Origin of the sequence: Nonomuraea rubra, from assembly GCF_014207985.1 — a bacterium.
GTDB classification, from domain to species: domain Bacteria; phylum Actinomycetota; class Actinomycetes; order Streptosporangiales; family Streptosporangiaceae; genus Nonomuraea; species Nonomuraea rubra.
In genome coordinates, this window is the sequence record NZ_JACHMI010000001.1 from 11,176,837 (window position 1) to 11,202,189 (window position 25,353).

Sequence of the window (25,353 nt, forward strand, 5' to 3'; positions counted from 1 at the left end):
TCAGCCGCCGAGCCCGCGCACCCAGGCGTACACGTCCAACACGCCCAGCGCCAGCGGCACCAGCGCCACGATCAGCAGCCACTCCACGATGTCGGCCGCCCGGCCCCAGAACGGCGAGAGCCGCCCGTCGGGCAGCCACACCCCCATGCCGACCACGATCATCGCGGTCCACAGCAGTCCGAGCAGCACCGCGACGGCGGCCAGGCCGCCCACCACGACGCCGATCTCCACGGCCACCGCCGCCAGCCCGCCGAACCCGACGAGCATCAGCCACATCCGCTGCCCGACGCCCTGGAACACCCGCGCCCGCATGAGCTGCGTCAGCGCGAGCACCACGGACATGATGGCGGCGATCCAGGTGCCCTCGGCCAGCAGCAGGGCGTGCGCCCCGACCCCCACCAGGCAGATCGCGACGATCATGCCGGTCGCGTACCGCTGGGCCGCGCCGGTGCGCTGGAGCACGGAGGCGCTGTCGAGGTTCTGGTTGTCGCCGCGCAGCTCCTCCGCGTTGGTCGGCATCGTCGGCAGCGGCACCCTGGCCAGGCGGAACGACAGCACGGGGACCAGCGGCCCGAACGCCATCACGACGGCCGCCGCGACGGCCGCCACCCCGCCGGGCGACGCCCCCGCCACCATCACCACGGCCGCGCACACCGCGCCCACCATGGAGGCGATGGCCGTGCCGAGGAAGCCCGGCACGCCGCCGGCGATCGCGGTGCCGCCGAGGGTGGCCACCAGCGCCGTGCAGGCCAGCGCGCCGAGCACCTGCGGCGACCCCAGCGCCGACAGGCCGCCGCCCGCCGCCGGAGCCAGCAGCCCTGCCAGGAACGCGTACGGCAGCGCCGCGTGCCCGATCAGCGCGCCCGCGCCCGAGTGGCCGACCGCCCTGGACAGCGCCACGCCGACCCCGACGAGCACCAGCGCCAGCGCCCCCGCCACGATCGCGGTGACCAGCGGCGTCAGCCCGCCGAGCGCCAGCGCCGCGACCCCGGCCAGCAGCAGCCCGCAGGCCGCGCCGCCGCCCATCGCGCGCGTGTGCCTGGCCTCCCAGCTCCCCGAGCCCTCGCGCACGCCGGTGGCGACCACGTCGGCCACGTCGTCGAACCTGGCGGGCGGCAGCGCCACCTGGCGCGGCCGCAGGTAGAGGATCTCGCCGTCGAGCACGCCGAGCTGGGCCAGGCTCTGCCCGAGGTCGAACGCCGGCCCGCCGATCCGCTGCAACGTCCAGCCGGGCGCCGCGGACGTCTCGCCGCCCAGCTCTCCCATGGCCCGCAGCAGGCCGGGCAGCACGTGCGGCAGCGGGATGTCGGCGGGCAGCGCCAGGTCGGCCTTCCTGCGCGGCCCCACCACCGTGACATGGCAGAGCGGCGGGAGCGGCGCGGGCATCTGGTGCATTGCGCCGTTCGGCGAAGGTGGGATCTCGGCCAGCGAAGTCACATGGCCAACATAGCGAGGAAGAGTTAACTCGGACCCCAACTCGGACGTAAGGCACATCTGGTAAGAAGGTTCTTCCGAGCGTCAGAAGGGGCCTGTCCAAGGGTGAGCATCGTCGTCGTACGGCGTCCCGAGCGCCGTCCCAGCCCGAAGCCGCCGCGTGGCGAGATCCTCCTGGAGTCTCCCCCGGAGATCCCCGAGGTGCAGTCGCAGGGCATGATGGCGGCCCTCACGTGGCTGCCGATGGTGGCCGGAGCGGCGGCCATGGGCCTGATGTTCACCGCCAACGGCACCAACGCCAACCCCATCATGTACGTGGCCAGCGGCCTGTTCGCCTTCTCCATGGTCGGCATGACCCTCGGCCAGATCGGCCGCCAGGCGGGCGAGCGCAAGCAGCGGCTCAACGGCGCCCGCCGCGACTACTTCCGCTACCTGGCCCAGATCCGCAAGCGGGTCCGCAAGGCCGCCGTCCAGCAGCGCGAGGCGCTGGAGTGGAGCGGCCCGGCCCCCGACACGCTCTGGTGGACCGCGATGGGCCCGCGCCTGTGGGAGCGCCGCCCCCGCGACGAGGACTTCAGCACCGTACGCCTGGGCACCGGCACCCAGAAGCTGGCCATCCAGCTCATCCCGCCGGACTCCAAGCCCGTCGAGGACCTGGACGCCCTGACCGCGGGCGCGCTGCGCAGGTTCATCCGCACCCACTCCACGGTCTCCCAGCTCCCCGTGGCCGTGGCGCTGCACTCGTTCGCCCGGATCAAGCTGGACGGCGACCCGGCCATGGTCCGCGACCTGGTGCGGGCGATGGTGGCGCAGATGGTGACGTTCCACTCGCCGGACGACATGCGGATCATGGTCTGCGCCGGCCGGGAGTGGATGGGCCACTGGGAGTGGGTCAAGTGGCTGCCGCACGCCCTGCATCCGGAGGAGAACGACGGCGCCGGCCAGGTCAGGCTGATGGCCGAGAACCTGGCCCAGCTCGACCGGCTGGTGGGCGGCGAGCTGAAGGAGCGGGCCCGGTTCAAGCCCGGCGCCTCGCCGGACGCGCTGCCGTACCACGTGCTCATCCTGGACCACGGGCACGTGCCGCAGGACTCGCAGCTCGGCGCGGACGCCATCGACGGCGTCACCGTCATCGACCTGTCGAACTCCTCCGGCGTCGTCGAGGAGCGCAGCACGCTGCGCCTGCGCATCAACCAGACCGGCTTCCACATGGTCAAGATCGACCACGCGGGCAAGGAGAGCACGAACCGGCTCGGCGACCCCGACGCGCTCGACTACATCAGGGCAGAGGGGCTGGCCCGCCAGCTCGCGCCGCTGCGCGCCTCCACGTCCAAGGGCGGCGAGGCCCAGGACGTGCTGTCCACCAACACCACGCTGACCGACCTGCTCGGCGTCGGCGACCCCACCCGGCTGGACACCGGCCAGACGTGGCGGCCCCGCGCCGGCCGCAACCGGCTGCGCGTCCCGATCGGCCTCGGCAGCGACGGCCGGCTGGTCGAGCTGGACATCAAGGAGTCCGCGCAGGGCGGCATGGGCCCGCACGGCCTGGTCATCGGGGCCACCGGCTCCGGCAAGTCGGAGCTGCTGCGCACGCTCGTGCTCGGCCTGGCCGTCACGCACTCCTCCGAGATACTCAACTTCGTGCTCGTCGACTTCAAGGGCGGCGCCACGTTCCTCGGCCTGGACGGCCTCTCGCACGTCTCCGCGGTCATCACCAACCTGGAGGACGAGCTGCCGCTGGTCGACCGCATGCACGACGCGCTGCACGGCGAGATGGTGCGCAGGCAGGAGCTGCTGCGCGCGGCCGGCAACTACGCCTCGCTGCGCGACTACGAGCGCGCCCGCGAGCAGGGCGTCAACCTGCAGCCGATGCCCACGCTGTTCGTGGTCCTGGACGAGTTCAGCGAGCTGCTGTCGGCCAAGCCCGAGTTCATCGACCTGTTCGTGATGATCGGGCGGCTCGGCCGGTCGCTGGGCGTGCACCTGCTGCTCGCCTCCCAGCGGCTGGAGGAGGGCCGGCTGCGCGGTCTCGACACGCACCTGTCGTACCGGATCGGCCTGCGGACGTTCTCGGCCATGGAGAGCCGGGTCGTGCTGGGCGTGGCCGACGCGTACGAGCTGCCGTCCGCGCCGGGCAACGGCTACCTGAAGTTCGACACGACCGGGATGACCCGGTTCAAGGCCGCGTACGTGTCGGGGCCGTTCACGCCCGCCTCCGGGCACGTGGCCACCGCCGACGGGACGGTGCCGATCAGGGAGGTCGTGCCGTACGGCCCCGACTTCGTGCCCGTGCCGCTCGTCGAGGAGCCGGTGGAGGCGAGTCCGCAGGAGGAGAGCAGGTCGCAGCAGAGCCTGCTCGACGTCGTCGTGGGCCGGCTGGTCGGCAACGGGCCGCCCGCGCACCGCATCTGGCTGCCGCCGCTGGCCGAGCCGCCGACGCTGGCGCAGTTGCTGCCGCCGCTGTCGATCACGCCCGAGCTGGGGCTGACGACGCCGGGCTGGCCGGGGCGCGGGCGCATGCAGGCCGTCGTGGGCATCATCGACCGGCCGTTCGAGCAGCGGCGGGACCCGTACTGGCTGGACCTGTCGGGCGCGTCCGGGCACGTCGGCGTGGCCGGCGGGCCGCAGAGCGGCAAGAGCACGGTGCTGCGCACGCTGATCGCCAGCATGGCGCTCACCCACACGCCGGCCGAGGTGCAGTTCTACTGCCTGGACTTCGGCGGCGGCGGCCTGTCGGGGCTCGACGGGCTGCCGCACGTCGGCGGCGTGGCCAGCCGGCTGGACGCCGACCGGGTCCGCCGTACGGTCGCCGAGATCGCCGGCGTGCTGCAGCAGCGCGAGCGGATGTTCACCGAGCAGGGCGTGGACTCCATGGCGACCTACCGCAGGCGGATCGCCGACGGCTCGCTCAAGGGCGACGGCTGGGGCGACATCTTCCTCGTGGTGGACGGCTGGCTCACGATCAGGCAGGAGTTCGACGCGCTGGAGCCGGTCATCACCGACCTGGCGGCGCGCGGCCTGGGTTACGGCATCCACGTGGTGGCGGCCACGAACAAGTGGTCGGAGTTCCGGCCCGGCATCAGGGACCTGTTCGGCACCAGGATCGAGCTGAAGCTGGGCGACGCGTACGAGTCCGAGATCAACAGGAAGAAGTCGCTCGCCGTGCCGGAGGGCGTGCCCGGGCGCGGCCTGACCAGGGACGGGCTGCACTTCCTGAGCGCGCTGCCGCGCATCGACGGCGTGCAGGACGCCGAGGACCTGATGACCGGCGTGCAGGGGCTCGTCACGGCCGTGCGGGACTCCTGGCAGGGACAGCCCGCCAAGAGCGTACGGCTGCTGCCCTCGGTGCTGCCCGCCGCGTCGCTGCCCGGCCCCGAGCAGAGCGGCAGCAGGGCCAGGATCGCGATCGGCGTGGACGAGGCCACGCTCTCCCCGGTGTTCCTCGACTTCGACACCGACCCGCACTTCGTCGTGCTGGGCGACAACGAGAGCGGCAAGTCCAACCTGCTCAAGGTGATCGCGGAGAACGTGGCGGCCAGGTACGAGCCGCGCGAGGCGATGATGATCTTCATCGACTACCGGCGCTCCCTGCTGGACACGGCCGTCGGCGACAACCGCATCGGCTACGCCGCCTCCGCCAAGGCGGCGCTCGACCTCGTCCAGGACGCCCGCAACGCGCTGCTCAAGCGGCTGCCGCCGGCCGACCTCACCCCCGAGCAGCTCCGCGCCCGCGACTGGTGGAAGGGCTCCGACCTGTACATCGTGGTCGACGACTACGACCTGGTCTCCGGCTCGAACAACCCGCTGATGCCGCTGGCCGACCTGCTCCCCCAGGCCCGCGACATCGGCCTGCACCTGATCCTGTCGCGGGCGATGGGCGGCGCGGGCCGGGCCATGTTCGAGCCGCTGATCCAGCGGCTCAAGGACATGGCCAGCCCGGCCGTCATCCTGTCCGGCACCAAGGACGAGGGCTTCCTGTTCGGCAACGTCCGCGCCCAGCCGCTGCCGCCGGGACGCGGCTTCCTCGTCGACAGGAAGTACGGCTCGCGGCTGGCGCAGACGGCGCTCTGGCCGCCATCGGAGGAGTGAAAGGATCATGGCAGGTCTCGACATCCACTTCGACGCGCTCGACGACTGCCGCACCGCGAGCAGGACGCTGACGGGCAGGTTCGGCGGCCTGGCCGACGACTACCCCGCCGCCCGGCCCGACTCGACGATCTTCGGCCGGGTGGGCGGCGCGTCCGCGCTGGCCGATGCCGTACGCGAGGTGGAGACCACCTGCGACAGCGAGTTCGGCAAGGCCAAGAGCCTGCTGGAGAGCGTCGAACGGGCACTCGACCTGGTGCAGAGCAACGTACGGAGGGCGAACGACCCGTCATGAGCGCCCGCGAAGGCCTCCGCGAGCTGCCCAACGGCAACACCCTCGCCGACCTGGCCGACGAGGTCAGCGGCAGCCCGTCGTCGATCCGCGGCATCGCCACCCGCTGGCGGACCGCCGCGAGCCAGGTGAGCACCAGCACCGGCACGCTGGGCGGCGCCGTCACGACCGTGGACCTGGCCTGGGAGGGCGAGTCGGCCGACGCCTTCGTCGGCTACATGTCGAAGTACGGCAAGGCAGGGCAGGACCTGCACGACGCCCTCGTCGGCTGTGCGGGAAAGCTGGAGAAGGCCGCCGACGCCCTGGAGTCGTCCGAGCGGATCGTGGACGGCATCTGCGACCGGCTGCTCACCCGGGTGGACACGTACAAGCAGAACAACCCGGACGCCGAGCAGGAGGAGCTCGACGAGCGGATCGGCGGGTGGGTCAACGACGAGATCGCCAACGCGCGCCCGGCGGTGCAGGACGCCAGGGACGCGGTCAACGACGCCAAGGACGCGCTCGGCACCCTGCTGAGCGAGCGGGAGACCACGTTCCGGCAGATCGGGCTGGCCGGGGAGGAACGGTTCACGCCGGACTCCGGGCACCGCTTCGACTGGCGGCGCACGGAGAGCTACACGGCGCAGACCGCCGCGAACGGCGGGACGGGCGGCAGCCCCGTCATCGGCGGGCCCGGCGGCTACGGCGCCAGCGGCCTGCCGCCCGCCGGCGGCGGCCCGGCCCCGTCCGGGCGGGTCAAGGAGTGGATCGACCAGGCCATCGCCATCCTTCAGGAGCACGGTTACCCGGCAGACAAGATGAACCCCAGCGACATCTGGATGATCATCCAGCACGAGTCGGGCGGCAACCCGAACGCGATCAATCTCTGGGACTCCAACGCCGCCGCCGGGCACCCCTCCAAGGGGCTGATGCAGACCATCGACCCGACGTTCGACGCCTACTCGCTCGGCGGGAGCATCTACGACCCGGTGTCCAACATCGTGGCCGGCGTCCGGTACGCGATCGAACGCTACGGCAGCGTGTCCGCCGTACCCGGGGTCGTGGGCATGAAGACGGGCGCCGGCTACAGCGGCTACTGATCCGTCCCGCGCCGTGACGTCACGGCGCGGGACGCCCGGCTCGGCCGCGGTTGCGCTACGGCGCGGGAGGCCCGGGTCAGCCGCAGTTGCCCCACGGGGCGCTCGTGCTGCCCGAGCCGGCGCTGCCGGAGTAGCGCACGCACTTGCCCTTGGCCGGCAGCTTGACCGGGCCCGCGTAGTACTCGTAGTTGCCCGAGTCGGTCTGGCTGGCGCCGCCCTGCACCTCCAGGGTGGCGCTGACCGGCGTCGACTTGCCGACGTTCGCGCCCGACTTGAGGGTGACCACGCAGTTCTGCCCCGTGCCGTTGTTCCACAGCTGGTACGTGGTACCCCCGCTGAACGAGCTCGACCGCTGCACCACGAACCCGCTCCCGCACACCTGGGTCGCGCTGTACGGGTTCGGCTTCGGCGGCGAGGTGGTCTTGGTGGGCTGGGGCTTCTGGGTGGTCTTCGTCGGGGTCGGCTGCGGCTGCTCCGGCTCCTTCGTCGTCTTCGTGGGGGTCGGCGTGGGCTTCTTGGTGGGTTCGACCGTCTTCGTGACCGTGGCCGTCGGCTTGGCCTTGGCCGTCTGCGACGGCTTGGCCGTGGGCGTGCTCTTCGGGGTCCTGGTCTTGGTGGGCGTCACGGTGACGGTGGGGACCGGGACCGGCTGCTGCGTCACCGCGGGCGGCGGGGTCGGCACCGTCGTGAGCACCGGGACCTCCGCCGCGCTGGTGGGGTCCTGCGACGGCAGCACCATGGGGCCGACGCCGCTGTCGTCCGGGCTCGGCGTGGTCGTCGCCCAGGGCGCGGTCACCTCGGTCTGCGGCTGCGTGGCCGGGGCCGTCCCCTGCCCGTGGGCGGCGGCGTTGCCCGCGCTCGGGCTGCTGGAGGCCGCGGCGGCCGGGGCGAACGTGACCTTGTCCGAGTACTGGCTCGCGCCCCACAGGCCGAGGCCCGACAGCAGCACCACGGCCGTCACCCCGGCCACCAGGCCGATGGGGAACGGCTTGCGCGGCTGGCTGTCGGCCTGCCGGTGGAGGAGGTGCGGCGGGTGCTGGGGCGGGTGCTGCTGGTCCGCCATGGGCGGCGGGCCCCACATCTGGGCTTCCTGATGACCGGGTGCCATCTGACCGGGGGCCATCTGGGGCGGCACGATGGCGCCGTGCTGGGGCGGCACGCCGTCCGGGCCCGGTCCCATGCGGTCCGGTCCCATGCCGTCCGGTCCCATGCCGTCCGGGCCCATCGGGCCGGGCATCGGCGCGCCTGGACCCATGGGCACCGGCGGCATGCCGTGCGGAGCCGGGCCCTCGCCCATCGGCGGCGGCCCCCACATGGGGGCGGGAGGCATCGGCCCTTCACCCATCGGCCCGGGAGGCATCGCCCCGGGGGGCATCGGCCCCTCGCCCATCGGGCCAGGGCCGGCCACGGGGCCGGGCACCATCGGGCCGGGCATCATCGGGCCCTGCATCATCGGGCCCTGCGGGTGCATCGGGCCGCTGGGGTGCGCCGAGCCCTGCGGATGCATCGGGCCGTCCGGTAGCTGCGGGACCTGAGCGCCCTCGATGGAGAGCTGGATCGGCAGGATCAGCGGCGCCTGCCCACCGGGCGGCGGCACGGGACCGGAGTCCGGCTGCCCGCCCCTGGGCGGGACGGGAACCCCGTCGAGCAACGTCGGAGCGAGATCTCCCGTCCCCGGCGGCGGCACGGGAACACCCTGGATGGCCGGCGCCGGCATGGGCGCGTTCGCGTCGCCGAGGAGCCGCAGCAGCGCCACGTACGCCGTGGGCCGCCCCGTCACCTCCTTGGCCAGCGCGGCCACCACGACCTGCCGCAGCGGCTCCGGCAGCTCCCCGACCTCGGGCTCCCCGTTGAGCACGCTCTCCTTGTCGTGCTCGAACGGCGCGGCGCCGGTGGCGGCGAACACCACGGTCGCGGCCCAGGAGAAGACGTCGGCGTACGGGCCGTACTGCAGCCCGGCGATTTGCTCGGGCGCCCGGAAGCCGAGCTCGCCGGCGGGCTCGCCCAGCTCCACGTCGGTGACGCGCGGCCCGTCGGCGGTGAGGATCACGTTGGACGGCGTGAGCGCCCGGTGCGCGAACCCGGCCACGTGCACGGCGGTCAGCGCGGTCAGCATGCCCACCGCGACCCGGTCCAGCGCGTCGCCGCTCAGCGGCCCGTCCGCCGCGACGGCCTCGGCCAGGGAGCGGCCCTCGACGTGCTCCCTGATCACGTACGGCCTGCCGTCCTCGACGCCGGCGGCGATCGTGCGGGCCACGTAGGAGCTGGACACCCGGGTGACGTTCCGCAGCCGCTCGGCGAAGCCGGGGTCGGTCTCCGGATCGACGTGCAGCGTCTTGACCACGACCTGGGGCGATTCCTCGGATTCCCGGCCCAGGTGGACAACGCCGCGCGGGCCCTCGCCCAGCCGGCCGACGATCTCGTGGCCGCCGATGCGTTCAGGCTTCGGGGAGTCGTTCTCCGCCATGACCGTCCTTCCGGCATTGCGTCATGATCGGAGGATATTTAACCAAATATGCCCCATACGCATCAGTGGTTTCGGTTACGCGCTCTGACTGTTAACCGTCAATTAGCGCCGGAGCCCCCGGACGAACCCGCCCGCCACCTGCGCCGCCGTCCCATCGGCACGAAGATCCAGGCCACGATCGTCACCCCGGCCAGCGACAGGCCGCCCGCCGCGACCGCGGTGGCCACCTCGATCGAGCGCTGGTCGGGCGGCACGACCTTGTGCACCGCCGAGGCGGGCAGCGGCTCGGGCACCGGCGGGGCCACCGCCACCTGCTCCGACGGCAGCACCGCGGTGACCGCCAGCAGCGGGTTGACCATGCCCGCGCCCGTGCCCTTGCCGGAGGCGCCGTCGGCGGTCAGCGTGAGGCGCCGGCGTACCCGGAGCTGGTCGAGCTGGGGGTGGCGGGCGCGGACGAGCGCGGCCACCCCCGCCACGTACGGCGCCGCGTAGCTGGTGCCCTCCAGGTTGCCCCGGTAGCCCTTGCCCGTCCACGTGGAGCTGAGCTTCTCGCCGGGGCCGAGCACGGCGACGGCGTTCGGGTTGGAGAACGTCGAGCGCCCGCCGTTCGGCGTCGCCGAGCCCACCGACAGCACGCCGTCGTAGGCCGCCGGGTAGGCCGGGCCGGTGGAGCCGTCGTCCTTCTCCACGTTGCCCGCCGCGGCCACGATCACGATGTCCCTGCCCAGGGCGTACTCGACGGCGGACTTGAGCTCCGGCTGGTCGTGCGCCTGGATGGAGACGTTGATCACGTCGGCGTTCTCGTCCGCGGCCGTCCTGATGGCCTTGGCCAGCAGGGCGACGTCGCCCAGCGAGGTGGTCGTCTGCTTGATCGACAGCAGCCTGACGGCCGGCGCGACGCCGTAGAAGGGGAGGTCGGAGCGGGGCTGACCGGCGATGATGCCGGCCACCGCGGTGCCGTGGCCGACGCAGTCGCGGAAGCTGGTGTTGGTCAGGTCGGCCTTGCCCGCCAGGCGGATCTGGGGGTGCGTCTCGTCCACGCCGCTGTCGATGACGGCGACCGTCACGCCCTGCCCCATCGTCAGGGGCCAGACGCGCTTGACGTCCAGCCGCCGCTGGGCCCAGCTCTCCGCCACGGACGGGCTGGCCTTCTCGGGCTCGCACCGCTCGGGTGCGGCGTGCGCGGGTACGGTTGCGAACTGCACGGCGAGCGCACCGGCCAGGAGAACGCGACCAATCATGACGAAAGAGAGTATCCCGCTCGCGTAAAGGCCCGGACGGACCCCTTCAACGGGAAGAAGCCCCAGCAGCCTTCCCGCCAGGGCCTCTCCCGTCGCTCATTGCGTGGCGCTGTCGATGTTCTGCCGGTAGGTCGTGATGACCCGCGAAGCCTCTCCCAGCTCCTCGGCCATCCGCTGGAACGCCGTCCGGTAGTTCTGCCACGACTGCTGGAAGCGCTGCGCGCCCTGCCCCGTCCACGCGGTGCCGACCTTGGCGGCCTCGCGGTCGAGAGCGGTCATCGTGGCGCGGACCGCCTCGGCCTGCTGCGTGAACTGGTTGGACATCTGCTGCATTTCCTGCAGATTTCCGCCGACCATGCTGTGGCTCATGCATACCTCCTGGCGCCTGTGAAAGCGCCATCACCCTAAGGAAGCACTCACGGACATCGCCGCCGTTATGCCGAGCGGCTATGGTCTACCCGAGGAATGTTCGGATCGCGTGGGGGGCTCATGCGCGAGGTCGTGGTCACCGGAGGCGGCACCGGCATCGGGTACGCGATCGCCGCCGCCTTCGCCTCGCTCGGCGACAGCGTCACCATCACCGGCCGCCGCGAGCACGTGCTCGGCAAGGCCGCCGGCGAGATCGGGGCGCGGTTCCTGCCGTTCGACGCCTCCAGCCCCACCGAGGTCCAGGCCTCGCTCGGCGACCTGCCCGAGCGGGTGGACGTCCTGGTCAACAACGCTGGCGGCAACACCAACCTGGGCCGCAGGCAGCCGCGCGAGCTGACCGACGTGGCCGAGGGATGGTGGGCCAACCTCAACGCCAACCTCATGTCCGCCGTGCTCGTCACGGCCGCGCTCGCGCCGCGCCTGGCCGAGGGCGGCCGGGTCATCTCGATCGGCTCGATCGCCGCCAGGGGCACCGGCTCCGGCTCGTACGGCGCCGCCAAGGCCGCCCTGGAGTCGTGGACCGCCGACCTGGCCGCCGAGCTGGGCCCCAGGGGCATCACCGCGAACGTGGTCTCCCCCGGCCTCGTCCTCGACACCGAGTTCTTCCGGGGCCGCCTGACGGACGAGGGCATCAAGGCCCGGGTGGAGAACACCCGCAACGGCCGCCCCGGCAGCCCCGCCGACGTGGCCGATACCGTGCTCTTCTTGGCCTCCCCCGGTGCCCGGCACGTCACGGGGCAGGTGCTACACGTGAACGGCGGCGCGTACCTGGGCCGCTGACCCTAGGAGGAAGGACAACGCAGGTGCGGAAGGTTCTGATCGCCAACCGCGGCGAGATCGCCGTACGTGTGGCCCGGGCTTGTGCTGACTCCGGGATCGGCAGCGTCGCGGTCTACGCCGACCAGGACCTCGACGCCCTGCACGTCAAGGTCGCCGACGAGGCGTACGCGCTGGGCGGGCGGACCCCGGCCGAGACCTACCTCGACATCGGCAAGCTGCTCGACGTCGCCCGCCGCGCCGGCGCGGACGCCGTGCACCCCGGCTACGGCTTCCTGGCCGAGAACGCCGAGTTCGCCCAGGCCGTCATCGACGCGGGCCTGACCTGGATCGGCCCGCCACCTGCCGCCATCGCCGCGCTCGGCGACAAGGTGCAGGCCAGGCACATCGCCCAGAAGGTCGGCGCGCCGCTGGTCGCGGGCACCAAGGACCCGGTGGCCGATGTGTCCGAGGTGGTGGCGTTCGCCGAGGAGCACGGGCTGCCGATCGCGATCAAGGCCGCGTACGGCGGCGGCGGGCGCGGCATCAAGGTGGCGCGCCGCATCGAGGAGGTCGCCGAGCTGTACGAGTCGGCCGTCCGCGAGGCCGTCGCCGCCTTCGGCCGCGGCGAGTGCTTCGTCGAGCGCTACCTCGACCGGCCCCGCCACGTCGAGACCCAGTGCCTGGCCGACCGGGCGGGCAACGTCGTCGTGGTCAGCACCCGTGACTGCTCGCTCCAGCGGCGCCACCAGAAGCTGGTGGAGGAGGCGCCGGCGCCGTTCCTCACGCCCGAGCAGGACACGCTGCTGCGCGACAGCTCCAAGGCCATCCTGAAGGAGGCCGGCTACGTCGGGGCCGGCACCTGCGAGTTCCTCGTCGGGCAGGACGGCACGATCTCCTTCCTGGAGGTCAACACCCGTCTGCAGGTCGAGCACCCCGTCACCGAGGAGGTGTCGGGCATCGACCTGGTCCGCGAGATGTTCAGGATCGCCGACGGCGAGCCGCTGGGCTACGACGACCCCGCCCTGCGCGGGCACTCGATCGAGTTCCGGATCAACGCCGAGGACGCCGGGCGCAACTTCCTGCCCGCCCCCGGCACGCTGACCACCCTGCGCGCCCCCTCCGGGCCCGGGGTGCGCCTCGACTCCGGCTACGAGGCGGGCATGACGGTGCCCGGGACGTTCGACTCGCTCGTGGCCAAGCTGATCGTGACCGGGCGGACCCGGCAGGAGGCGCTGGAGCGGTCGCGGCGGGCGCTGGCGGAGTTCGAGATCACCGGCATGCCGACCGTGCTGCCGTTCCACCGGGCCGTCGTCGCCGATCCGGCGTTCACGGCCGCGCCGTTCTCCGTCCACACCCGGTGGATCGAGACGGAGTGGGACAACCCCGTGCCGCCGTACGAGGGTGAGGTGGCCTCCGCCGGTGAGGCGGCCGGGCGGGAGACGGTGACGGTCGAGGTCGGGGGCAAGCGGCTGGAGGTCGTGCTGCCCGCCGGGCTGGGCGCCGCCGGCGCGCCCGCGGCCGCCAAGGCTCCGCGGCGGGCGGGGAGCAAGGCCGGGAAGGCGTCCTCGGCGGGCGGCGACGCGCTGGTCAGCCCGATGCAGGGGACGATCGTGAAGATCGTGGCGTCCGACGGCGACGTGGTAAGCGAAGGCGACACGGTCGTCGTCCTGGAGGCCATGAAGATGGAGCAGCCGCTGGTGGCGCACAAGTCCGGCACCGTCACGGGGCTGGCGGCCGAGATCGGGCAGACGGTCACGGCGGGCGCCACGATCTGTGAGATCAAGAACACCTGAGCCGGGAACATCCTCTTGACCTTGAATCTCCCGGCTCCGCGCACAACCGGTGCCCGGCACTTCGGCCACGATGTGCGCCTGCGTGTCCCCAGGCGGGTAGCGTGCCCAGTGAGGAACTTTGCCGACCGCCCATTCGTCCTCAAGGGCGAAGGAGGCTTGCTGCCAATGACCCATTCGCTGCGCCGAGCAGGGGCCGCGCTTGCGGCTCTGATCGCCGGTCTAATCGTCGTTCTTGCGCTGTCCCCTGCCGCCAACGCGGCGGCGGCCCCACCGGACGCGAGCTCCGTGGTGTCCAACTGGAAGAACGCACCGCTCTACGCGGTGCCCGGATCCTCGTTGTCGTCGGACCAGCAGAGCGAGATCAATGACGCGCTCAAGGGCGCCGACACCAAGATCTACGCCGTTGCGCTGCCTGACGGCACGGTGGACGCCTCAAGTGTTGCGCCCTACATGTCCCAGCTGAACACGGCGCTGGCCGCCGCCGGCCGCCCCAGCGCGACCTTCGTCGTGCTCGACGGCCAGACGATGTTCGCCGCTTCGAGCGCCCTGAAGCGGCAGGGTCTGGCAGCCCAGCTGTCCGACCTCTCGGTCAACGCCAACTCGGGCGACATCGTGGCCGGCATGAAGGACTTCGCCAACCGCGTGGACATGGCCGCCAAGGGTGACCGTTCGGCCCTGTCCTCCGGCAGCCAGGCCAACCCTGGCGCCGGCGGCACCGCCGCCCTGATCGCCCTGGGCGCGCTGGTCGTGGTCGGCGGTGGCGGCTACTTCCTCTACTCCAGCAACAAGAAGAAGAAGCGCGCCATCCAGGAGGCCAAGGACCTCGCCGCGGTCAAGCAGACCGTCGAGGAGGACGTCACCAAGCTCGGCGAGGAGATCACCACCCTCGACACCGACGTCACGCTGGCCGGCCAGGGCGGCGCGCACATCGACGAGTGGCAGACGGCGCTCGACTCCTACGAGAAGGCCAAGACCCAGCTCAACGCGGTCCAGCGGGCCGACCAGGTCCGCGAGGTCACCCAGACCCTGGAGGACGGCCGCTACGCGCTGGCCGTGGTGAAGGCCAAGGTCAACAACGAGCCGGTGCCCGAGCGCCGCGCCCCCTGCTTCTTCAACCCGCAGCACGGCCCGTCCGTCCGCGACGTCCGCTGGGCCCCGCCCAACGGCGCGGTGCGCGACGTGCCCGCCTGCCGGATGGACGCGGAGGCCGTGGAGCGCGGCTTCGACCCGCAGATGCGCGAGGTCATGGTCGACGGCCAGCGCAGGCCGTACTACGACGCGGGCCCCGCGTACCAGCCGTACGCGTACGGCTACTACGGCGGCTTCGGCGACATCATGACCGGCATGTTCATCGGCACCATGATGGGCAGCATGCTCAGCGGCGGCTTCGGCTACGGCGGCTACGGCGCCGGCTACGCCGAGGGTTACGCCGACGCGGGCGCGGGCGGCGACTTCGGCGGCGGCGACGGCGGCGGCGGCTGGGGCGACTTCGGCGGCGGCGGTGGAGACTTCGGCGGTGGAGACTTCGGCGGCGGCGACTGGTAACAGGCGGCTAGCCGGGTGCCTCCCGGCCTCCGGGCCCTCGAGGTCTTGACCGGCTTCGGAAGCGGCAGTTCAGAGCCTCAGATCACGTTCGTGATCTGAGGCTCTTTGCTGCGGAGGATCGTGACTGCGGTGCGAACGGTGGCCGCACCGCTCGCACCGCAGTCAGCCTCGTCACCGGTCGTAGACCTCGCTCCGGTTGTTGGCGATCTCGTCCAGCAGGGCGGTGGTGTCGGAGTACCGGCCAGCCGTGGTGCTGTTGAGCGGCTCGGTGAGGGTCGCGAAGGCGTACCTCACCGCTTCACCGACCGTGCGCGCCCCGAGTCTGCGGGAGAGCTCGGAGTCGATCCGCGTGGAGGCGTTGATCTGCCGCGCGGCCAGGTCGAGCAGCGTCGCCAGGAGCTGGAACCGCACCGGGCCCGGTTGCGGACCGCCCGCACCCAGTACGGCTCCCGCCTCGGAGTTCTCCAGCTCCCCGTTGGCGGAGGCGTCGAAGCGCTGGTCGGTGGCCTGGACCCGGGCCAGCAACTCCCAGGTGCGCGCCTGCGGGTGGGTCTTCCAGTAGCCGTGTGAGCGCGGATCGCGCGTCGGCGTGACCTCGGTGACCGTGGTGCTCGCGGAGGCCGTGACCGGAGGGAAGGTGCAGCCCCTGGCGTTGCCGTACGCCACGGAGGCCGTGTCGGTCAGCCGCGGGCCGGCCGTGTGCAGCAGGCTGGGTCTCGCGGTGAACTGCACGGCCAGCTCCTCGCCGCCGGCCAGGGCCTCCTGCGACCAGGTCAGGGTGGTCGTCCCGTCCGGGTTGCGCGTGACCCTGCTCGGTTTGGGGCCGGATCCCCGGTCCAGGGTCTGGCTGTAGTACACCTCGGCGGGCAGGGTGTCGGTGAGCGTCACGCCGGTGGCGGTGCCGCTGCCGACGTTGGCGACCTGGAGGTCGATCTTCATCTCCTCACCGGCGTTCACCGTGGCGGGCGCGGTCTTCTCCAGGGTGAGCCGGGGCGCGTGGACCCTGGTCGAGGCCTCGGCCGAGTTGTTGCCGGTGTTCGCCTCGGCTCCGCCTCCCTCGTCCTTCGCGGTCGCCGTCGCCTTGTTGGTCAGCACGGCCGCATCGGCGGTTTCGCACGGGATCTCATAGGTGAAGGTCTCCGTGGTGGCGCCTTCCTCCCCGAGGTACGGCACCTGCCGCTGCTGGTCCGGGCCCGTGGGCGGACTGTCGACGACCTCGATCGAGGCCGCCGTGCCGGAGCCGATGTTGTCCAGCTTCACCTGGTAGGTGAGGGTGTCACCGGGTTCGGCATCGGCCTTGTCCACGCTCTTGGCGACCTTGACGTCGGGGTCGTAGCGGTTGAAGAAGGCTATTTCCTGGTGGATCACCGTGTCGAAGTCGAGTTCTCTGCCGGCGGAGCCGCCCGCGCCGGCGCAGGCCGGTGAACCGGCCGGGTAGGAACTGCAGGCCCAGCCTCTGGCGTCCGGGGACCCGGGTCCCCTGAACCTGACCGCCGCCCAGTCGTCGTGATCCCGCAGGGTGGTCAGCCCGTCCCTGTCGTTGAGGTTCTGGGAGATCCCCGTGGTCTCGAAGCTGGGGGCGTTGGTGCCTGAGGTGATGCTGTCGTTCCAGTTGAGCGGCCCGTTGCCGCGCCCGGCTCTGAGGAGCCGCGGCCCGGTGGGGTCCCGGCGGTTGTCGGTCCACCAGAAGGTGAAGTCGGCGCCGTCGGAGATCCCGTTGTTCTCCAGGAGGCCGCTCTCGACCAGCGGGGGCAGCGTTCCGTTCGAGAAGCCCAGCCGTACAGCGCCCTTCTGCCACTCACGCGTGTGGTTGACCAGCAGCGGCGGCGGGCTGTTGGGGATGCCCGTCTGGAAGAAGTAGTTCATGACGCTGACGTAGTTGGGCTTGTGGTGCTCGTTGGTGTCGCCGCCATGGCGCAGACCCAGCGCGTGCCCGAGCTCGTGCAGGACGGTGCCCGCCTGGTCCACCTCGGTCCCGACCCTGGCGTCGGCGTCCCCCGTGCCGGGGGTGAGCACCTGAAGATCCGTCGGGTGCCCGCTGGTCGAATCGCAGCGGCCGTTGTCCCCGACGAAGATCTGCTCGCCGTCGGCGATGTCATCGCCTGAGGGGGTGGTCTGGAGCGTGTCGTCCCCTCGGTAGTCGAGACCGAAGTCCGCGACGCAGATGAGCCTCCACGTGCCGAGGGTGACGAGGAAGTCCTTGTTGTTGTCCCGGGTGGGCTCGCAGCACTCGCCGGAGGTGCCGGGGTCGTCGAAGGTCCGCCCGTCCTCGCTCCGGATCAGGTCGTGAGCGAAGATCGTGTAGTGCGCGTAGGGCGCCAGCTCCGCTGGAAGGTTGACCGCGCGGGCGTTGCGGAAGTCGGCGTTGTTCTCCAGGCCCATGAACCTCTGGTGAGGGATCGGCACGCCCTGCCGGTGAATGAAGCCGATGCCGTCCTGCCGGGTTCCTCCGGGGTAGGGACAGGGATTCGCCGCCTTGAGCGGGGACGTGTTGAGCACGTCGCGGATCAGTGTGACCGCGCCCTGCTTGATCTCGTGGGAGTGCTGGGTGGCCGGGGTGGCGTCGACCATGAAGTCGGTCTGCAGGATCAGGTTCTTCCGGCACGGATCGGCGCCCAGCGCGGGAAGGTCCGCGACCATCGTGCCTGTCCGGTCACGGACGCCGTGGATCTCGACGGTGTCCGGGATGCCGTCCGCGTCGACGTCGTTGAGGACGCTGATGCCGATCCGGGTGATCCTGCCGTCGTTGGCCAGAGGATGTCCGTGGTCGCCGTCGCCCTCGATGCAGCTCTGCCCCTTCGGCAGGCCGTTGGAGTGCGTGCACGGCCTGCCGTACACGAAGGAGTCGTCATCCCCGGTCAGGGCGCCCGTCCTGAAGTTGTAGACCAGGTTCAGTTCGAGGTCGTTGTTCTTGGGGCTGAGGTCCATCCGGTCGTCTTCGGTGTTCAGCCCGGAGTCCCAGTCCCACATCGCCACCGTGATGTCCACGGTGTCCTGGTCGCCGGGAAGACCCGAGTTGGTGAACACCCAGCCGTTCGGCGCCTCGGGCAGGCCCAGCGGCTCGAACTCGTTGTCCTGGATCCTCGGCCCCGTCTCCACCGGGCCGTCGCCGATCCGCACTCTGGGGAAGTAGTCCCCATCCCCGAGGCCGCCGCCGTCCGGGTCCTCGACCTGGAAGAGGTAATCGATGGAGAAGGTCAGTGAACGGTTCGGGGCCGCCGCCGTCGCCGCCGCGGACGGCATGGCCAGGCCCGGGGTCATGGATAAGAGCAGCGCTCCGAGCGTGCCGATCATCCACCCCCGGCGCCGGGCTCGCGCTCCGCGTTCCTCAAGGGTTGCCATGAAGCGCATGGTCCTCTGAACGGGACGGGGTCACCTGAGTAGGCCCCTACTCAATCCCGTTCACGACGTGTCGCTGGAGCTGGTGGGGGCCTACTTCAGGTGAGCCATGAGCGTCTCCAGCGACGCCTCCGGAGTCTGACCCGCGGTGTCCACGGTGATGTGGTCGCGGTCCCACGGCTCGTACTCGCGCTCCACCACCTCCCCCCACCCCGGCAGCCGATGACCGGGGATGTCGCCGGTGCGCGAGGTCACGCGGTGCCGGTGCTCGTCCGGGTCGGAGCAGGTCACCTCCACCTCGGCGACCGGCACCCCGGCCCGGACGCCCACCTCGCACCAGGCGTCGCGGGTGACCGGCAGCGGGTTCACCGACTCCGCGATCACCGTGAGGCCCTGGCGGAGGTGGTCCTCGGTGAGGGCGTAACCGACGGCGTAACCGGCGGGGCCGAGGGGGTGGCGGGCCAGGCCGGAGCGGATGATGGCCTGTTCGATGGTGTCGATGCGGACGTGGACCGCGCCGGCCAGGCGCTTGGCCAGCAGGCGGGAGAGCGTGGTCTTGCCTGAGCCCGGGAGGCCGCCGATGACGATGAGCATGCCCCCCATGCTGCCGGACGCACGGGTGACGGTCTTCTTTCAGGTGCTCGGCGAGATGGCCCGGGCCGCGCGCGGCGTGGTTACTCGCAGTTCTCCGCGCTGTCGGGGCCGGGGCCGCCGTCGCAGGTGTCGGCGTCGGGGCCGCCTTCGAGGCCGTCCTCGCCCTTGCCACCGTTCAGCTCGTCGTCACCTATGCCGCCGTTGAGCTCGTCGCCCTTGCCGCCGTTGAGCTCGTCCTCGCCGGCGCCGCCGCGCAGGTCGTCGTCGCCGTCGCCGCCGATCAGCAGGTCGTCGTTCGGGCCCGCGCGCAGCACGTCGTCACCGTCGCCGCCCTGGAGGACGATCCGGTCGGGGGCCTTCATGTCGACGCGGTCGTCCCCGTCGCCGACGTTGATCTTGACGCGCTTGAGCACGGCGAACGACATGACGTCGCCCGGTTCGGCGGCCGGGGTCCGGTGGCCTGGGGGCTGAGCAGTACCAGCGTGGTCAGTAAGGCGTGGAGTGCCATGGAGCTTCCTCTTCTCTCGGTTTCAAGGGTGTGATCGGTCCAGGAACTGGGCGGTGATCAGGCAGGCGAACGCCGCGAGGGCGAGCGCCGTCCGTACGAGGTGCAGGCGGGACCATCGCTCGCGGCTCTCGTCCCAGCCGGCCGGGAGCCGGTCGGGGTCCCAGGTGTTCGCGAGCTGGTTGAGCGGTTCCAGGGCGGCCACCGTGAGCACGATCGTGAGGACGACCAGGATCACGGCGGCGGCGCCGAGGACGAAGACGAGCCTGCCGTGGCGCCACGAGATGACGGCCGCGACGAGCAGGATCGCGACGGTGGTCAGGAGCAGCGGGGGCATGGTCCGGCCGTGGTCGGCGTTGAGGGCCTGCCAGTACCTGACGTACGCGGGGCCGGGGAGCCGGGCGACCGACGGGGCGATCACCACGAAGAGGACGCCGCCGGCGTACAGGCCGACCAGCGCCAGCCCGGCCGCTCTGAGCACGGTGAGAGCCAGGGACACCATGCGCCCCTTTCACTACGGGGGATTTTGGCTAGAGCTGAACTCTTTCATTAGAGAGCTATCTAGTCAATATGTGTGGGAAGGGAGGAGGGTGGGAAGAGGAGGGCTGCGCGACGCCACCAGAATGGCTGGTGTGATCTATCTTGCCGAAGGGCCGCGAGTGGCCATCCGCTACATCAGCATGCAGGACTTCGAGGAGCTCGCCGCCCTGCACGAGGAGAGCGCGCAGCTCCTCGCCAGGTGGATGCCCGGCGCGCCGCTGGTCACGTACGCGGAGTTCGAGCGGTACATGTCCAGGTTCGACGGGCCGCTGAACGAGGGGTTCCTGATCTGCCTGCGTGACACCGGCGCGATCGCGGGCCGGGTCAACGTCAACAACATCATCCGCGGCACCCACCAGAGCGCGATGATCGGCTACTCCGCCTACGCCTCCACCACCGGGCACGGCTACATGACGGAGGGCCTCAGGCTGCTGGTCGGGTACGCGTTCGGCGAGATGAAGCTGCACCGCCTGGAGGCCAACATCCAGCCTGACAACGCCCCCTCCCTCAGCCTGATCAAGCGCGTCGGCTTCCAGCGCGAGGGGTACTCGCCGAACTTCCAGTTCATCGACGGCGCCTGGCGGGATCACGAGCGCTGGGCCGTCACGGTCGAGATGACCGGCGCGTGACGTCCGGAGGCAGGGGCGACTCTCAGGGAGTGACGCCGGGCCGGTCCACGACGCCCGACGCCAGCTCGGCGGTCGCGTAGTAGGTGCCCTTCCTGGCGAGCACCTCGCCGCCGAGCACGTCGTCCTGCAAGTTCTCCACGCGCCTGCCGAGGAACTCGAAGGTGGTGGGGTCCAGCACCACGTACGAGCGGGAGACGAGCCGGCCCCCGGCGTCACGCTGGGCGGCGAGGTCGTAGGAGAGGCCGACGCCGTGCCGGCCCACCGCGTCCGGCACGCCCTGGTCCACCCGGATGCCCGGGATCTCGGCGAGCGCGCGGAAGATCGCCGCCTCCAGCTCGGGCGGCACGGGCGCCTCCTGTTCGAGGTAGACCGACAGCACGCGGAACGCCAGCGCGTCCAGACGCTCCTCGCCCTTCTCCGCGGGCCTGGTCTGCCAGTGCCGGTCAGCCCGCACGTGGGCCAGCAGCTTGCCGGGCTCGGTGGGCAGGGCGGCCAGCCTGGCGGCGTACTGCTTCGGCGTCAGGTCGTCGTCGTCCGGGTCGGGCTCGATCCGGTGCCGCTCCATCGGCCCCTCGTCCTCGCGGAAGGCCTGCTCGGTGCCGTCGTAACGGGTCCAGTACTCCTGCACCGTACGGCGGGCGTCACCGGGCTGCTGGACCGTGACCATCCGGTACATCCACTGGTCGTCGCGGGGCGTGCCGCCCGCCTGCCGCCGCTCGGCCATCAGCGCGGCCCGCAGCAGCACGGCCCGCGGGGTGTCGATCTGCGTGGTCCGCTCGGCGGTGACGACCCCGGGCACGCGGTCACCGCCGGCGGTGACGACGACGAGCACCGCGGCGACGGCGGTCGTGACCGCCAGCGCGGAGGGCGCAAGCCAGAACCCCGGCCGCCACCTTCCCGGGCGCGCCGCCCGTCCGCGCAACGCCCGTCCGCGCGATGCCCGTCCGCGCGATGCCCGTCCGCGCGGCTCCAGGACGCGGGCGCGCAGCGAGCGCAGCCGTTCGGCGTCCGGCGAGGGGGCGTCGGCGCGCAGTTCCCTCAGCAACGTCAGGTCATCGTCCATGGCCGGCCCTTCCTTCGTCGTCCGCAACGGCTGTCGGATCGGCGCCGCCCAGCGCCGCCCGGGTCTTCTTCCTGGCCCGGTGCAGGCGCGAGCGCACCGTCCCGACCGGGATGCCCAGCGCCGTGGCCGTCTCCTCGTAGGAGAGGTCGGCCCAGGCGATCATCAGCAGCACCTCGCGGTCCTCCGGCGACAGCCGCGCCAGCGCCGCCGCCAGCTCCCGTTGCGCGGCCCCGGCCGCCACGCGGGACTCCACCCGATCGGCGTAGCTCTCGGCGACGTCGTCCACGCCGGTCCTGGCCAGCGCCCGGTACGCCCTGATCTCCGCGCGGCGGTGCTTGCCGATGAGGTTCGCGGCGATGCCGTACAGCCAGGGCCTGGCGTCGCGGTGCGCGGTGTCGTAGTGGCCGAGCCGCCGGAACGCGGCCAGGAACGTCTCCGCCACCACGTCATCGGCCAGCTCGTCCCCCAGCCGCCGCACCACGTACCGGTGGAGGGCGGGGGCGTGCCGGTCGAACAGCGCCGAGAAGGCCGCGGGATCGCTGCGGGCACGCCTGATCACCTCCGCGTCGTCAGCCTCTGTCTCCGGCACCAAGGTCGGCTCCGTTTCTTCCGTCCTGTCACCCTCCTTCACCCGGACGCGGGATTCGGGTTCTTGTCGTACCCGGATGGCAGCATCGTCGGCATGAGCTTCGCACCCCTGCCGGAGACGGCCGCCTGGCGGCACCACACGGCCCGCGCGGGCTTCGAGGTGGCCTACTTCGGCCCGCCCCGGGCCGAGGGCCGGCTCCAAGCCGAGGACCCGCTCCAGGCCGAGGACCCGCTCCAGGCCGAGGGCCTGCTCCGGGTCGAGGGGTGCACGACGGCGGTCGAGGGCGGCATCACCTGGGTGGTCGACTACGCGATCGACCTGGACGCCGGCTGGGTCACCCGCCGCGCCAGGATCACCAGCCGCTCGGCGGCGGGCACCCGTTCCACGCTGCTGGAGTGCGACGGCGCGGGCGGCTGGCGGATCGACGGCATGCCGGCCCCGCACCTGCACGGCTGCCTGGACGTGGACCTGGAGGCGTCGGCGATGACCAACACGTTCCCGGTGCACCGGCTCGGCCTGGAGCCGGGCGCCGGATCGCCCGCGCCGGCGGCCTACGTCCGCGCGCCCGACCTGGGCGTGGAGCGGCTCGACCAGCAGTACGCGCGCGCCGGAGGCAGGGACTACGACTATGCGGCGCCGGTCTTCGGGGTGGAGTGCAGGCTGGCGTTCGACGAGTACGGGCTGGTGCTCGACTACCCCGGCCTGGCCACCAGGGAGGCTTGACCTCAACCTTGGTCGAGGTAGCAGCCTGGAGTCATGACGAAGAACAGAGTGATCATCTATGAGGAGTCCGGGGCGGATCCCCGGGCCGACGTCCTGGCGGTCGGAAACCACCACGGGCGCACCCGGGTGCGGGCCCTCGCCGAGCCCGCCCAGCTGGAGCCCCTGGTGGCGGAGCTGGTCGGCGAGGGGGTCGATCGCATCGAGCTGTGCGGCGCGTTCGGCGCGGTGTGGCACGCGCGGGCGCGGCGGGCCGCGAGCGGGCGGGCGGAGGTCGGCGCGATCTACTACGGGTTCGAGTCGCTGACCGGCGTGGCGTCGTACAAGCAGCGGTTCGAGGCCGGTGAGGTGCTGTCGGAGGCGTTCCTCATCGTCCACGAGGGGGCCGATCCCGGGAAGGACCGGGTCGTGCGGGAGAGGGACGGCGGCGGCAGGACGACGCTGGTGGCGGTGCCCGACGAGACGTCGGCGGCCGAGGTCGCCGCGCGGCTGGCCGCCGAGCTGCAGCTCATCGAGCTGTACGGCGGGCCGGGGCCCGAGTCGGCGGCGCCCGTCATCGAGGCCGTGGACGCGGCGGTGCCCGTGGGGGTCACTGCGTGGGCAGCAGCGTTCCCAGCGGGCCGAGGTCGAGGTTGAGGTCCTCGGGGGCGAGGTCGAAGCGCTCGCACAGGTCGGCCATCGCCCCCTCCAGCCGCATCAGGGTGACGCCCAGCACCTCGATCTGCTCGTCCGTCAGGCTGCCCTGCTCCATCCGGCGGACGCACTGGCGTTCCACGAGCTGCCGTACCAGCTCGACGAGAGTGAGCACGAGCCGGGACAGGTCGCGCTCGACCGTGTCGGGGTCGGCGGCGATGCGCCAGCGCGGGCTGTCCACCTGCAGACTCTCCGCGAGTCCGTCCATCTAGAGGATCCCTCCGTACTCGTCCACCGACGAGAGCACCGTGCGCAGCGAGATGTGCACGAGATCGATGTCGGCGATCGACAGCACCAGGTCGCCGGTCACCACGACGCCGCCCGCCAGCAGCCGGTCCAGGAGGTCCACGAGGGCCACACGTTCGGGCGGCAACTGCTCGCAGGCCACCACGTCGCGTCTCATGCCGGCTCCATGACCGTGAACGAGTACGGTGCCCAGGGGCCGGTCAGCCTGATCTCCACCCCGTCGCCGCCGAGCCGCCCCGCCAGCGCGGCGAACTCCTCGGCCCTGGCCTCGTCCACCAGGTAGGCCCCGTTCAGCAGCATCACGTCGTCGCGGCCCGACAGGCGCGGATCCTGGGCGCGGTGCCGGTACCCGGCGGCGGCGAGCGCGGTCAGCGCCCGGTGGATGTGGTCGGCACGCTGCAGCGCCTGCCTGCGGGCCTGCTCCCGCCCGCGCAGCGTGGCCCTGCGGCGCTGCAGGTACGCGGTCCCCGGCCGCGCGGCCTGCCTGTCACTCTCGCACGCCCGGCCGCTCGCCTGCCTGTCACCCTCGCACGCGCCGCCGCCACGCCCCTCCCCCACCTGCGCGGGCTCCTCGGGCGGGCTGGAGTACGCCTTGACACCCCACTCGCGGCGCCCCGTGACGTGCGCGAGCACCTCGGTGAAGGAGGCCGCGCGCCGCTCCAGCAGCTCCACGACCTGTGCTTCGTCGCCGTACACGGTGACGAGCCTGACCGGCGCGGTCGTCGTGGCCGCCGCCACGGCATCCACGACCCGGTGGTGCGCGCGGGCCGTCTCCGCCAGCCAGTCCAGATCCTCCAGGGAGCGCCGCAGCGGCTCCTCGCCGAACTGCTCGGACGGCACCGAGCTCACGTACGCCACCAGCCCGGAGCAGGCGACGGTCCGCACAGGACTGCCCGCCACGCCCGGAGGGCTGGACACCGGCTCGCGGGCGACCGCGTACAGGTACGTCAGGTCAGGCAGGTACGTCAGGTCAGGCATCGGCGTCCTCCCGCCCTTCGAGGGCGGACAGGCGGCGGCGCAGGCGGCGGTTCTCCGCCACCAGCTCCCGGTCCCGCCCCGACAGGTAGGGGTCGTGCTCCCACCAGTCGATGCCCAGCTCCCTGGCCGTCTCGACGGAGGCGATGAGGAGCCGTAGTTTGATCGTGAGCAGCTCGATGTCCAGCAGGTTCACCCGGATGTCGCCGGCGATCACCACGCCGCGGTCGAGCACGCGCTCCAGGATGTCACCGAGGTTGGCCGGCTCCCGGTTCGCGGGGCCCGCGCCGTACGTGGGGCGGACCACCGGACCGGACGGTGAGATTCTGTCCATC

General features: G+C 72.0%; 23 protein-coding genes. 9 read left to right on the forward strand and 14 right to left on the reverse strand.

Annotated elements, in window-relative coordinates; all coding sequences use genetic code 11:
• On the reverse strand, positions 1–1,386 hold the full coding sequence (gene eccD, locus HD593_RS50960) for a type VII secretion integral membrane protein EccD (RefSeq protein ID WP_185110079.1): 1,386 nt from the start codon (positions 1,384–1,386) through the stop codon (positions 1–3).
• Positions 1,387–1,539: 153 nt separating this feature from the next.
• On the opposite strand from eccD, the gene eccCa reads away from it, so the two are divergent.
• From eccCa to HD593_RS50975, 3 genes are read left to right on the forward strand one after another with little or no spacing between them, the layout of a single operon-like run.
• Positions 1,540–5,523, forward strand: a complete 3,984-nt coding sequence (eccCa, locus tag HD593_RS50965) for a type VII secretion protein EccCa (protein ID WP_185110080.1) — start codon at positions 1,540–1,542, stop codon at positions 5,521–5,523.
• Between the two features lie 7 nt (positions 5,524–5,530).
• Positions 5,531–5,815 carry a hypothetical protein gene (locus HD593_RS50970; protein ID WP_185110081.1) on the forward strand — a complete coding sequence of 95 codons (285 nt, stop codon included), beginning with the start codon at positions 5,531–5,533 and terminating at the stop codon, positions 5,813–5,815.
• Positions 5,812–6,891: a WXG100 family type VII secretion target gene (locus HD593_RS50975; RefSeq protein ID WP_185110082.1), complete on the forward strand. Its 1,080-nt coding sequence runs from the start codon at positions 5,812–5,814 to the stop codon at positions 6,889–6,891. Before HD593_RS50970 ends, HD593_RS50975 begins: the two co-directional genes overlap by 4 nt.
• 76 nt (positions 6,892–6,967) lie before the next feature.
• On the opposite strand, the gene HD593_RS50980 is transcribed toward HD593_RS50975, so the two are convergent.
• From HD593_RS50980 to HD593_RS50990, 3 genes are all read right to left on the reverse strand, one after another.
• The gene (locus HD593_RS50980; protein ID WP_185110083.1) at positions 6,968–9,358 is read right to left on the reverse strand and encodes a serine/threonine protein kinase; all 2,391 of its coding nucleotides are present in this window, start codon (positions 9,356–9,358) and stop codon (positions 6,968–6,970) included.
• 98 nt (positions 9,359–9,456) lie between these two features.
• Positions 9,457–10,599 (reverse strand): S8 family serine peptidase, encoded by a 1,143-nt coding sequence (locus HD593_RS50985; protein ID WP_185110084.1) that lies wholly within the window; start codon positions 10,597–10,599, stop codon positions 9,457–9,459.
• Between the two features lie 96 nt (positions 10,600–10,695).
• On the reverse strand, positions 10,696–10,968 hold the full coding sequence (locus tag HD593_RS50990) for a WXG100 family type VII secretion target (RefSeq protein WP_185110085.1): 273 nt from the start codon (positions 10,966–10,968) through the stop codon (positions 10,696–10,698).
• A gap of 120 nt (positions 10,969–11,088) precedes the next feature.
• Here HD593_RS50990 and HD593_RS50995 point away from each other — a divergent pair, with 120 nt between their 5' ends.
• From HD593_RS50995 to HD593_RS51005, 3 genes are all read left to right on the forward strand, one after another.
• Positions 11,089–11,808 carry an SDR family NAD(P)-dependent oxidoreductase gene (locus tag HD593_RS50995; RefSeq protein ID WP_185110086.1) on the forward strand — a complete coding sequence of 240 codons (720 nt, stop codon included), beginning with the start codon at positions 11,089–11,091 and terminating at the stop codon, positions 11,806–11,808.
• A 23-nt stretch (positions 11,809–11,831) separates the two neighbouring features.
• A complete protein-coding gene (locus HD593_RS51000; RefSeq protein WP_185110087.1) occupies positions 11,832–13,580 on the forward strand; it encodes an acetyl/propionyl/methylcrotonyl-CoA carboxylase subunit alpha in 1,749 nt (582 codons plus the stop codon).
• Between the two features lie 165 nt (positions 13,581–13,745).
• Positions 13,746–15,125 carry a hypothetical protein gene (locus HD593_RS51005; protein WP_246547181.1) on the forward strand — a complete coding sequence of 460 codons (1,380 nt, stop codon included), beginning with the start codon at positions 13,746–13,748 and terminating at the stop codon, positions 15,123–15,125.
• Positions 15,126–15,296: 171 nt separating this feature from the next.
• Here HD593_RS51005 and HD593_RS51010 read toward each other — a convergent pair whose 3' ends face one another.
• From HD593_RS51010 to HD593_RS51025, 4 genes are all read right to left on the reverse strand, one after another.
• Positions 15,297–18,467, reverse strand: a complete 3,171-nt coding sequence (locus tag HD593_RS51010; RefSeq protein ID WP_185110088.1) for a DUF7507 domain-containing protein — start codon at positions 18,465–18,467, stop codon at positions 15,297–15,299.
• A gap of 90 nt (positions 18,468–18,557) precedes the next feature.
• A complete protein-coding gene (locus HD593_RS51015; protein ID WP_185110089.1) occupies positions 18,558–19,058 on the reverse strand; it encodes a P-loop nucleotide/nucleoside kinase family protein in 501 nt (166 codons plus the stop codon).
• A gap of 80 nt (positions 19,059–19,138) precedes the next feature.
• On the reverse strand, positions 19,139–19,483 hold the full coding sequence (locus HD593_RS64075; RefSeq protein WP_185110090.1) for a hypothetical protein: 345 nt from the start codon (positions 19,481–19,483) through the stop codon (positions 19,139–19,141).
• A 105-nt stretch (positions 19,484–19,588) separates the two neighbouring features.
• Positions 19,589–20,065 (reverse strand): anthrone oxygenase family protein, encoded by a 477-nt coding sequence (locus tag HD593_RS51025; protein ID WP_185110091.1) that lies wholly within the window; start codon positions 20,063–20,065, stop codon positions 19,589–19,591.
• Between the two features lie 130 nt (positions 20,066–20,195).
• Here HD593_RS51025 and HD593_RS51030 point away from each other — a divergent pair, with 130 nt between their 5' ends.
• On the forward strand, positions 20,196–20,732 hold the full coding sequence (locus HD593_RS51030) for a GNAT family N-acetyltransferase (RefSeq protein WP_312904337.1): 537 nt from the start codon (positions 20,196–20,198) through the stop codon (positions 20,730–20,732).
• 22 nt (positions 20,733–20,754) lie between these two features.
• On the opposite strand, the gene HD593_RS51035 is transcribed toward HD593_RS51030, so the two are convergent.
• Together HD593_RS51035 and HD593_RS51040 are read right to left on the reverse strand one after the other, a co-directional pair.
• The gene (locus HD593_RS51035; protein WP_185110092.1) at positions 20,755–21,795 is read right to left on the reverse strand and encodes a CU044_5270 family protein; all 1,041 of its coding nucleotides are present in this window, start codon (positions 21,793–21,795) and stop codon (positions 20,755–20,757) included.
• Positions 21,785–22,384 carry an RNA polymerase sigma factor gene (locus HD593_RS51040; protein WP_185110093.1) on the reverse strand — a complete coding sequence of 200 codons (600 nt, stop codon included), beginning with the start codon at positions 22,382–22,384 and terminating at the stop codon, positions 21,785–21,787. The genes HD593_RS51035 and HD593_RS51040 overlap by 11 nt, the downstream gene beginning before the upstream one ends.
• 93 nt (positions 22,385–22,477) lie before the next feature.
• On the opposite strand from HD593_RS51040, the gene HD593_RS51045 reads away from it, so the two are divergent.
• Together HD593_RS51045 and HD593_RS51050 are read left to right on the forward strand one after the other, a co-directional pair.
• Positions 22,478–23,107, forward strand: coding sequence for a putative glycolipid-binding domain-containing protein (locus HD593_RS51045; protein ID WP_185110094.1), 630 nt, complete (start codon positions 22,478–22,480; stop codon positions 23,105–23,107).
• 33 nt (positions 23,108–23,140) lie between these two features.
• Positions 23,141–23,740, forward strand: coding sequence for a DUF6506 family protein (locus HD593_RS51050; protein ID WP_185110095.1), 600 nt, complete (start codon positions 23,141–23,143; stop codon positions 23,738–23,740).
• Here HD593_RS51050 and HD593_RS51055 read toward each other — a convergent pair.
• From HD593_RS51055 to HD593_RS51070, 4 genes are read right to left on the reverse strand one after another with little or no spacing between them, the layout of a single operon-like run.
• Positions 23,694–24,005: a gas vesicle protein K gene (locus HD593_RS51055; RefSeq protein ID WP_185110096.1), complete on the reverse strand. Its 312-nt coding sequence runs from the start codon at positions 24,003–24,005 to the stop codon at positions 23,694–23,696. The genes HD593_RS51050 and HD593_RS51055 overlap by 47 nt on opposite strands.
• The gene (locus HD593_RS51060; RefSeq protein WP_185110097.1) at positions 24,006–24,200 is read right to left on the reverse strand and encodes a gas vesicle protein; all 195 of its coding nucleotides are present in this window, start codon (positions 24,198–24,200) and stop codon (positions 24,006–24,008) included.
• On the reverse strand, positions 24,197–25,021 hold the full coding sequence (locus HD593_RS51065) for a GvpL/GvpF family gas vesicle protein (protein WP_185110098.1): 825 nt from the start codon (positions 25,019–25,021) through the stop codon (positions 24,197–24,199). The genes HD593_RS51060 and HD593_RS51065 overlap by 4 nt, the downstream gene beginning before the upstream one ends.
• Positions 25,014–25,352, reverse strand: coding sequence for a gas vesicle protein (locus HD593_RS51070; RefSeq protein WP_185110099.1), 339 nt, complete (start codon positions 25,350–25,352; stop codon positions 25,014–25,016). The genes HD593_RS51065 and HD593_RS51070 overlap by 8 nt, the downstream gene beginning before the upstream one ends.
• Between the last annotated feature and the right edge of the window lies 1 nt (position 25,353).

Bases quoted from the DNA above. Each gene is read 5' to 3' on its own strand.
- HD593_RS50995 (WP_185110086.1), top strand. From the start codon at position 11,089: ATGCGCGAGGTCGTGGTCACCGGAGGCGGCACCGGCATCGGGTACGCG.
- HD593_RS50980 (WP_185110083.1), bottom strand. From the start codon at position 9,358: ATGGCGGAGAACGACTCCCCGAAGCCTGAACGCATCGGCGGCCACGAG.
- HD593_RS51050 (WP_185110095.1), top strand. From the start codon at position 23,141: ATGACGAAGAACAGAGTGATCATCTATGAGGAGTCCGGGGCGGATCCC.
- HD593_RS51060 (WP_185110097.1), bottom strand. From the start codon at position 24,200: ATGAGACGCGACGTGGTGGCCTGCGAGCAGTTGCCGCCCGAACGTGTG.
- HD593_RS51045 (WP_185110094.1), top strand. From the start codon at position 22,478: ATGAGCTTCGCACCCCTGCCGGAGACGGCCGCCTGGCGGCACCACACG.
- eccD (WP_185110079.1), bottom strand. From the start codon at position 1,386: ATGCCCGCGCCGCTCCCGCCGCTCTGCCATGTCACGGTGGTGGGGCCG.
- HD593_RS51005 (WP_246547181.1), top strand. From the start codon at position 13,746: ATGACCCATTCGCTGCGCCGAGCAGGGGCCGCGCTTGCGGCTCTGATC.
- HD593_RS50990 (WP_185110085.1), bottom strand. From the start codon at position 10,968: ATGAGCCACAGCATGGTCGGCGGAAATCTGCAGGAAATGCAGCAGATG.
- HD593_RS50975 (WP_185110082.1), top strand. From the start codon at position 5,812: ATGAGCGCCCGCGAAGGCCTCCGCGAGCTGCCCAACGGCAACACCCTC.
- HD593_RS51015 (WP_185110089.1), bottom strand. From the start codon at position 19,058: ATGCTCATCGTCATCGGCGGCCTCCCGGGCTCAGGCAAGACCACGCTC.
- HD593_RS64075 (WP_185110090.1), bottom strand. From the start codon at position 19,483: ATGTCGTTCGCCGTGCTCAAGCGCGTCAAGATCAACGTCGGCGACGGG.
- HD593_RS51035 (WP_185110092.1), bottom strand. From the start codon at position 21,795: ATGGACGATGACCTGACGTTGCTGAGGGAACTGCGCGCCGACGCCCCC.
- HD593_RS51070 (WP_185110099.1), bottom strand. From the start codon at position 25,352: ATGGACAGAATCTCACCGTCCGGTCCGGTGGTCCGCCCCACGTACGGC.
- HD593_RS50970 (WP_185110081.1), top strand. From the start codon at position 5,531: ATGGCAGGTCTCGACATCCACTTCGACGCGCTCGACGACTGCCGCACC.
- HD593_RS50985 (WP_185110084.1), bottom strand. From the start codon at position 10,599: ATGATTGGTCGCGTTCTCCTGGCCGGTGCGCTCGCCGTGCAGTTCGCA.
- HD593_RS51010 (WP_185110088.1), bottom strand. From the start codon at position 18,467: ATGGCAACCCTTGAGGAACGCGGAGCGCGAGCCCGGCGCCGGGGGTGG.
- HD593_RS51025 (WP_185110091.1), bottom strand. From the start codon at position 20,065: ATGGTGTCCCTGGCTCTCACCGTGCTCAGAGCGGCCGGGCTGGCGCTG.
- HD593_RS51065 (WP_185110098.1), bottom strand. From the start codon at position 25,021: ATGCCTGACCTGACGTACCTGCCTGACCTGACGTACCTGTACGCGGTC.
- HD593_RS51055 (WP_185110096.1), bottom strand. From the start codon at position 24,005: ATGGACGGACTCGCGGAGAGTCTGCAGGTGGACAGCCCGCGCTGGCGC.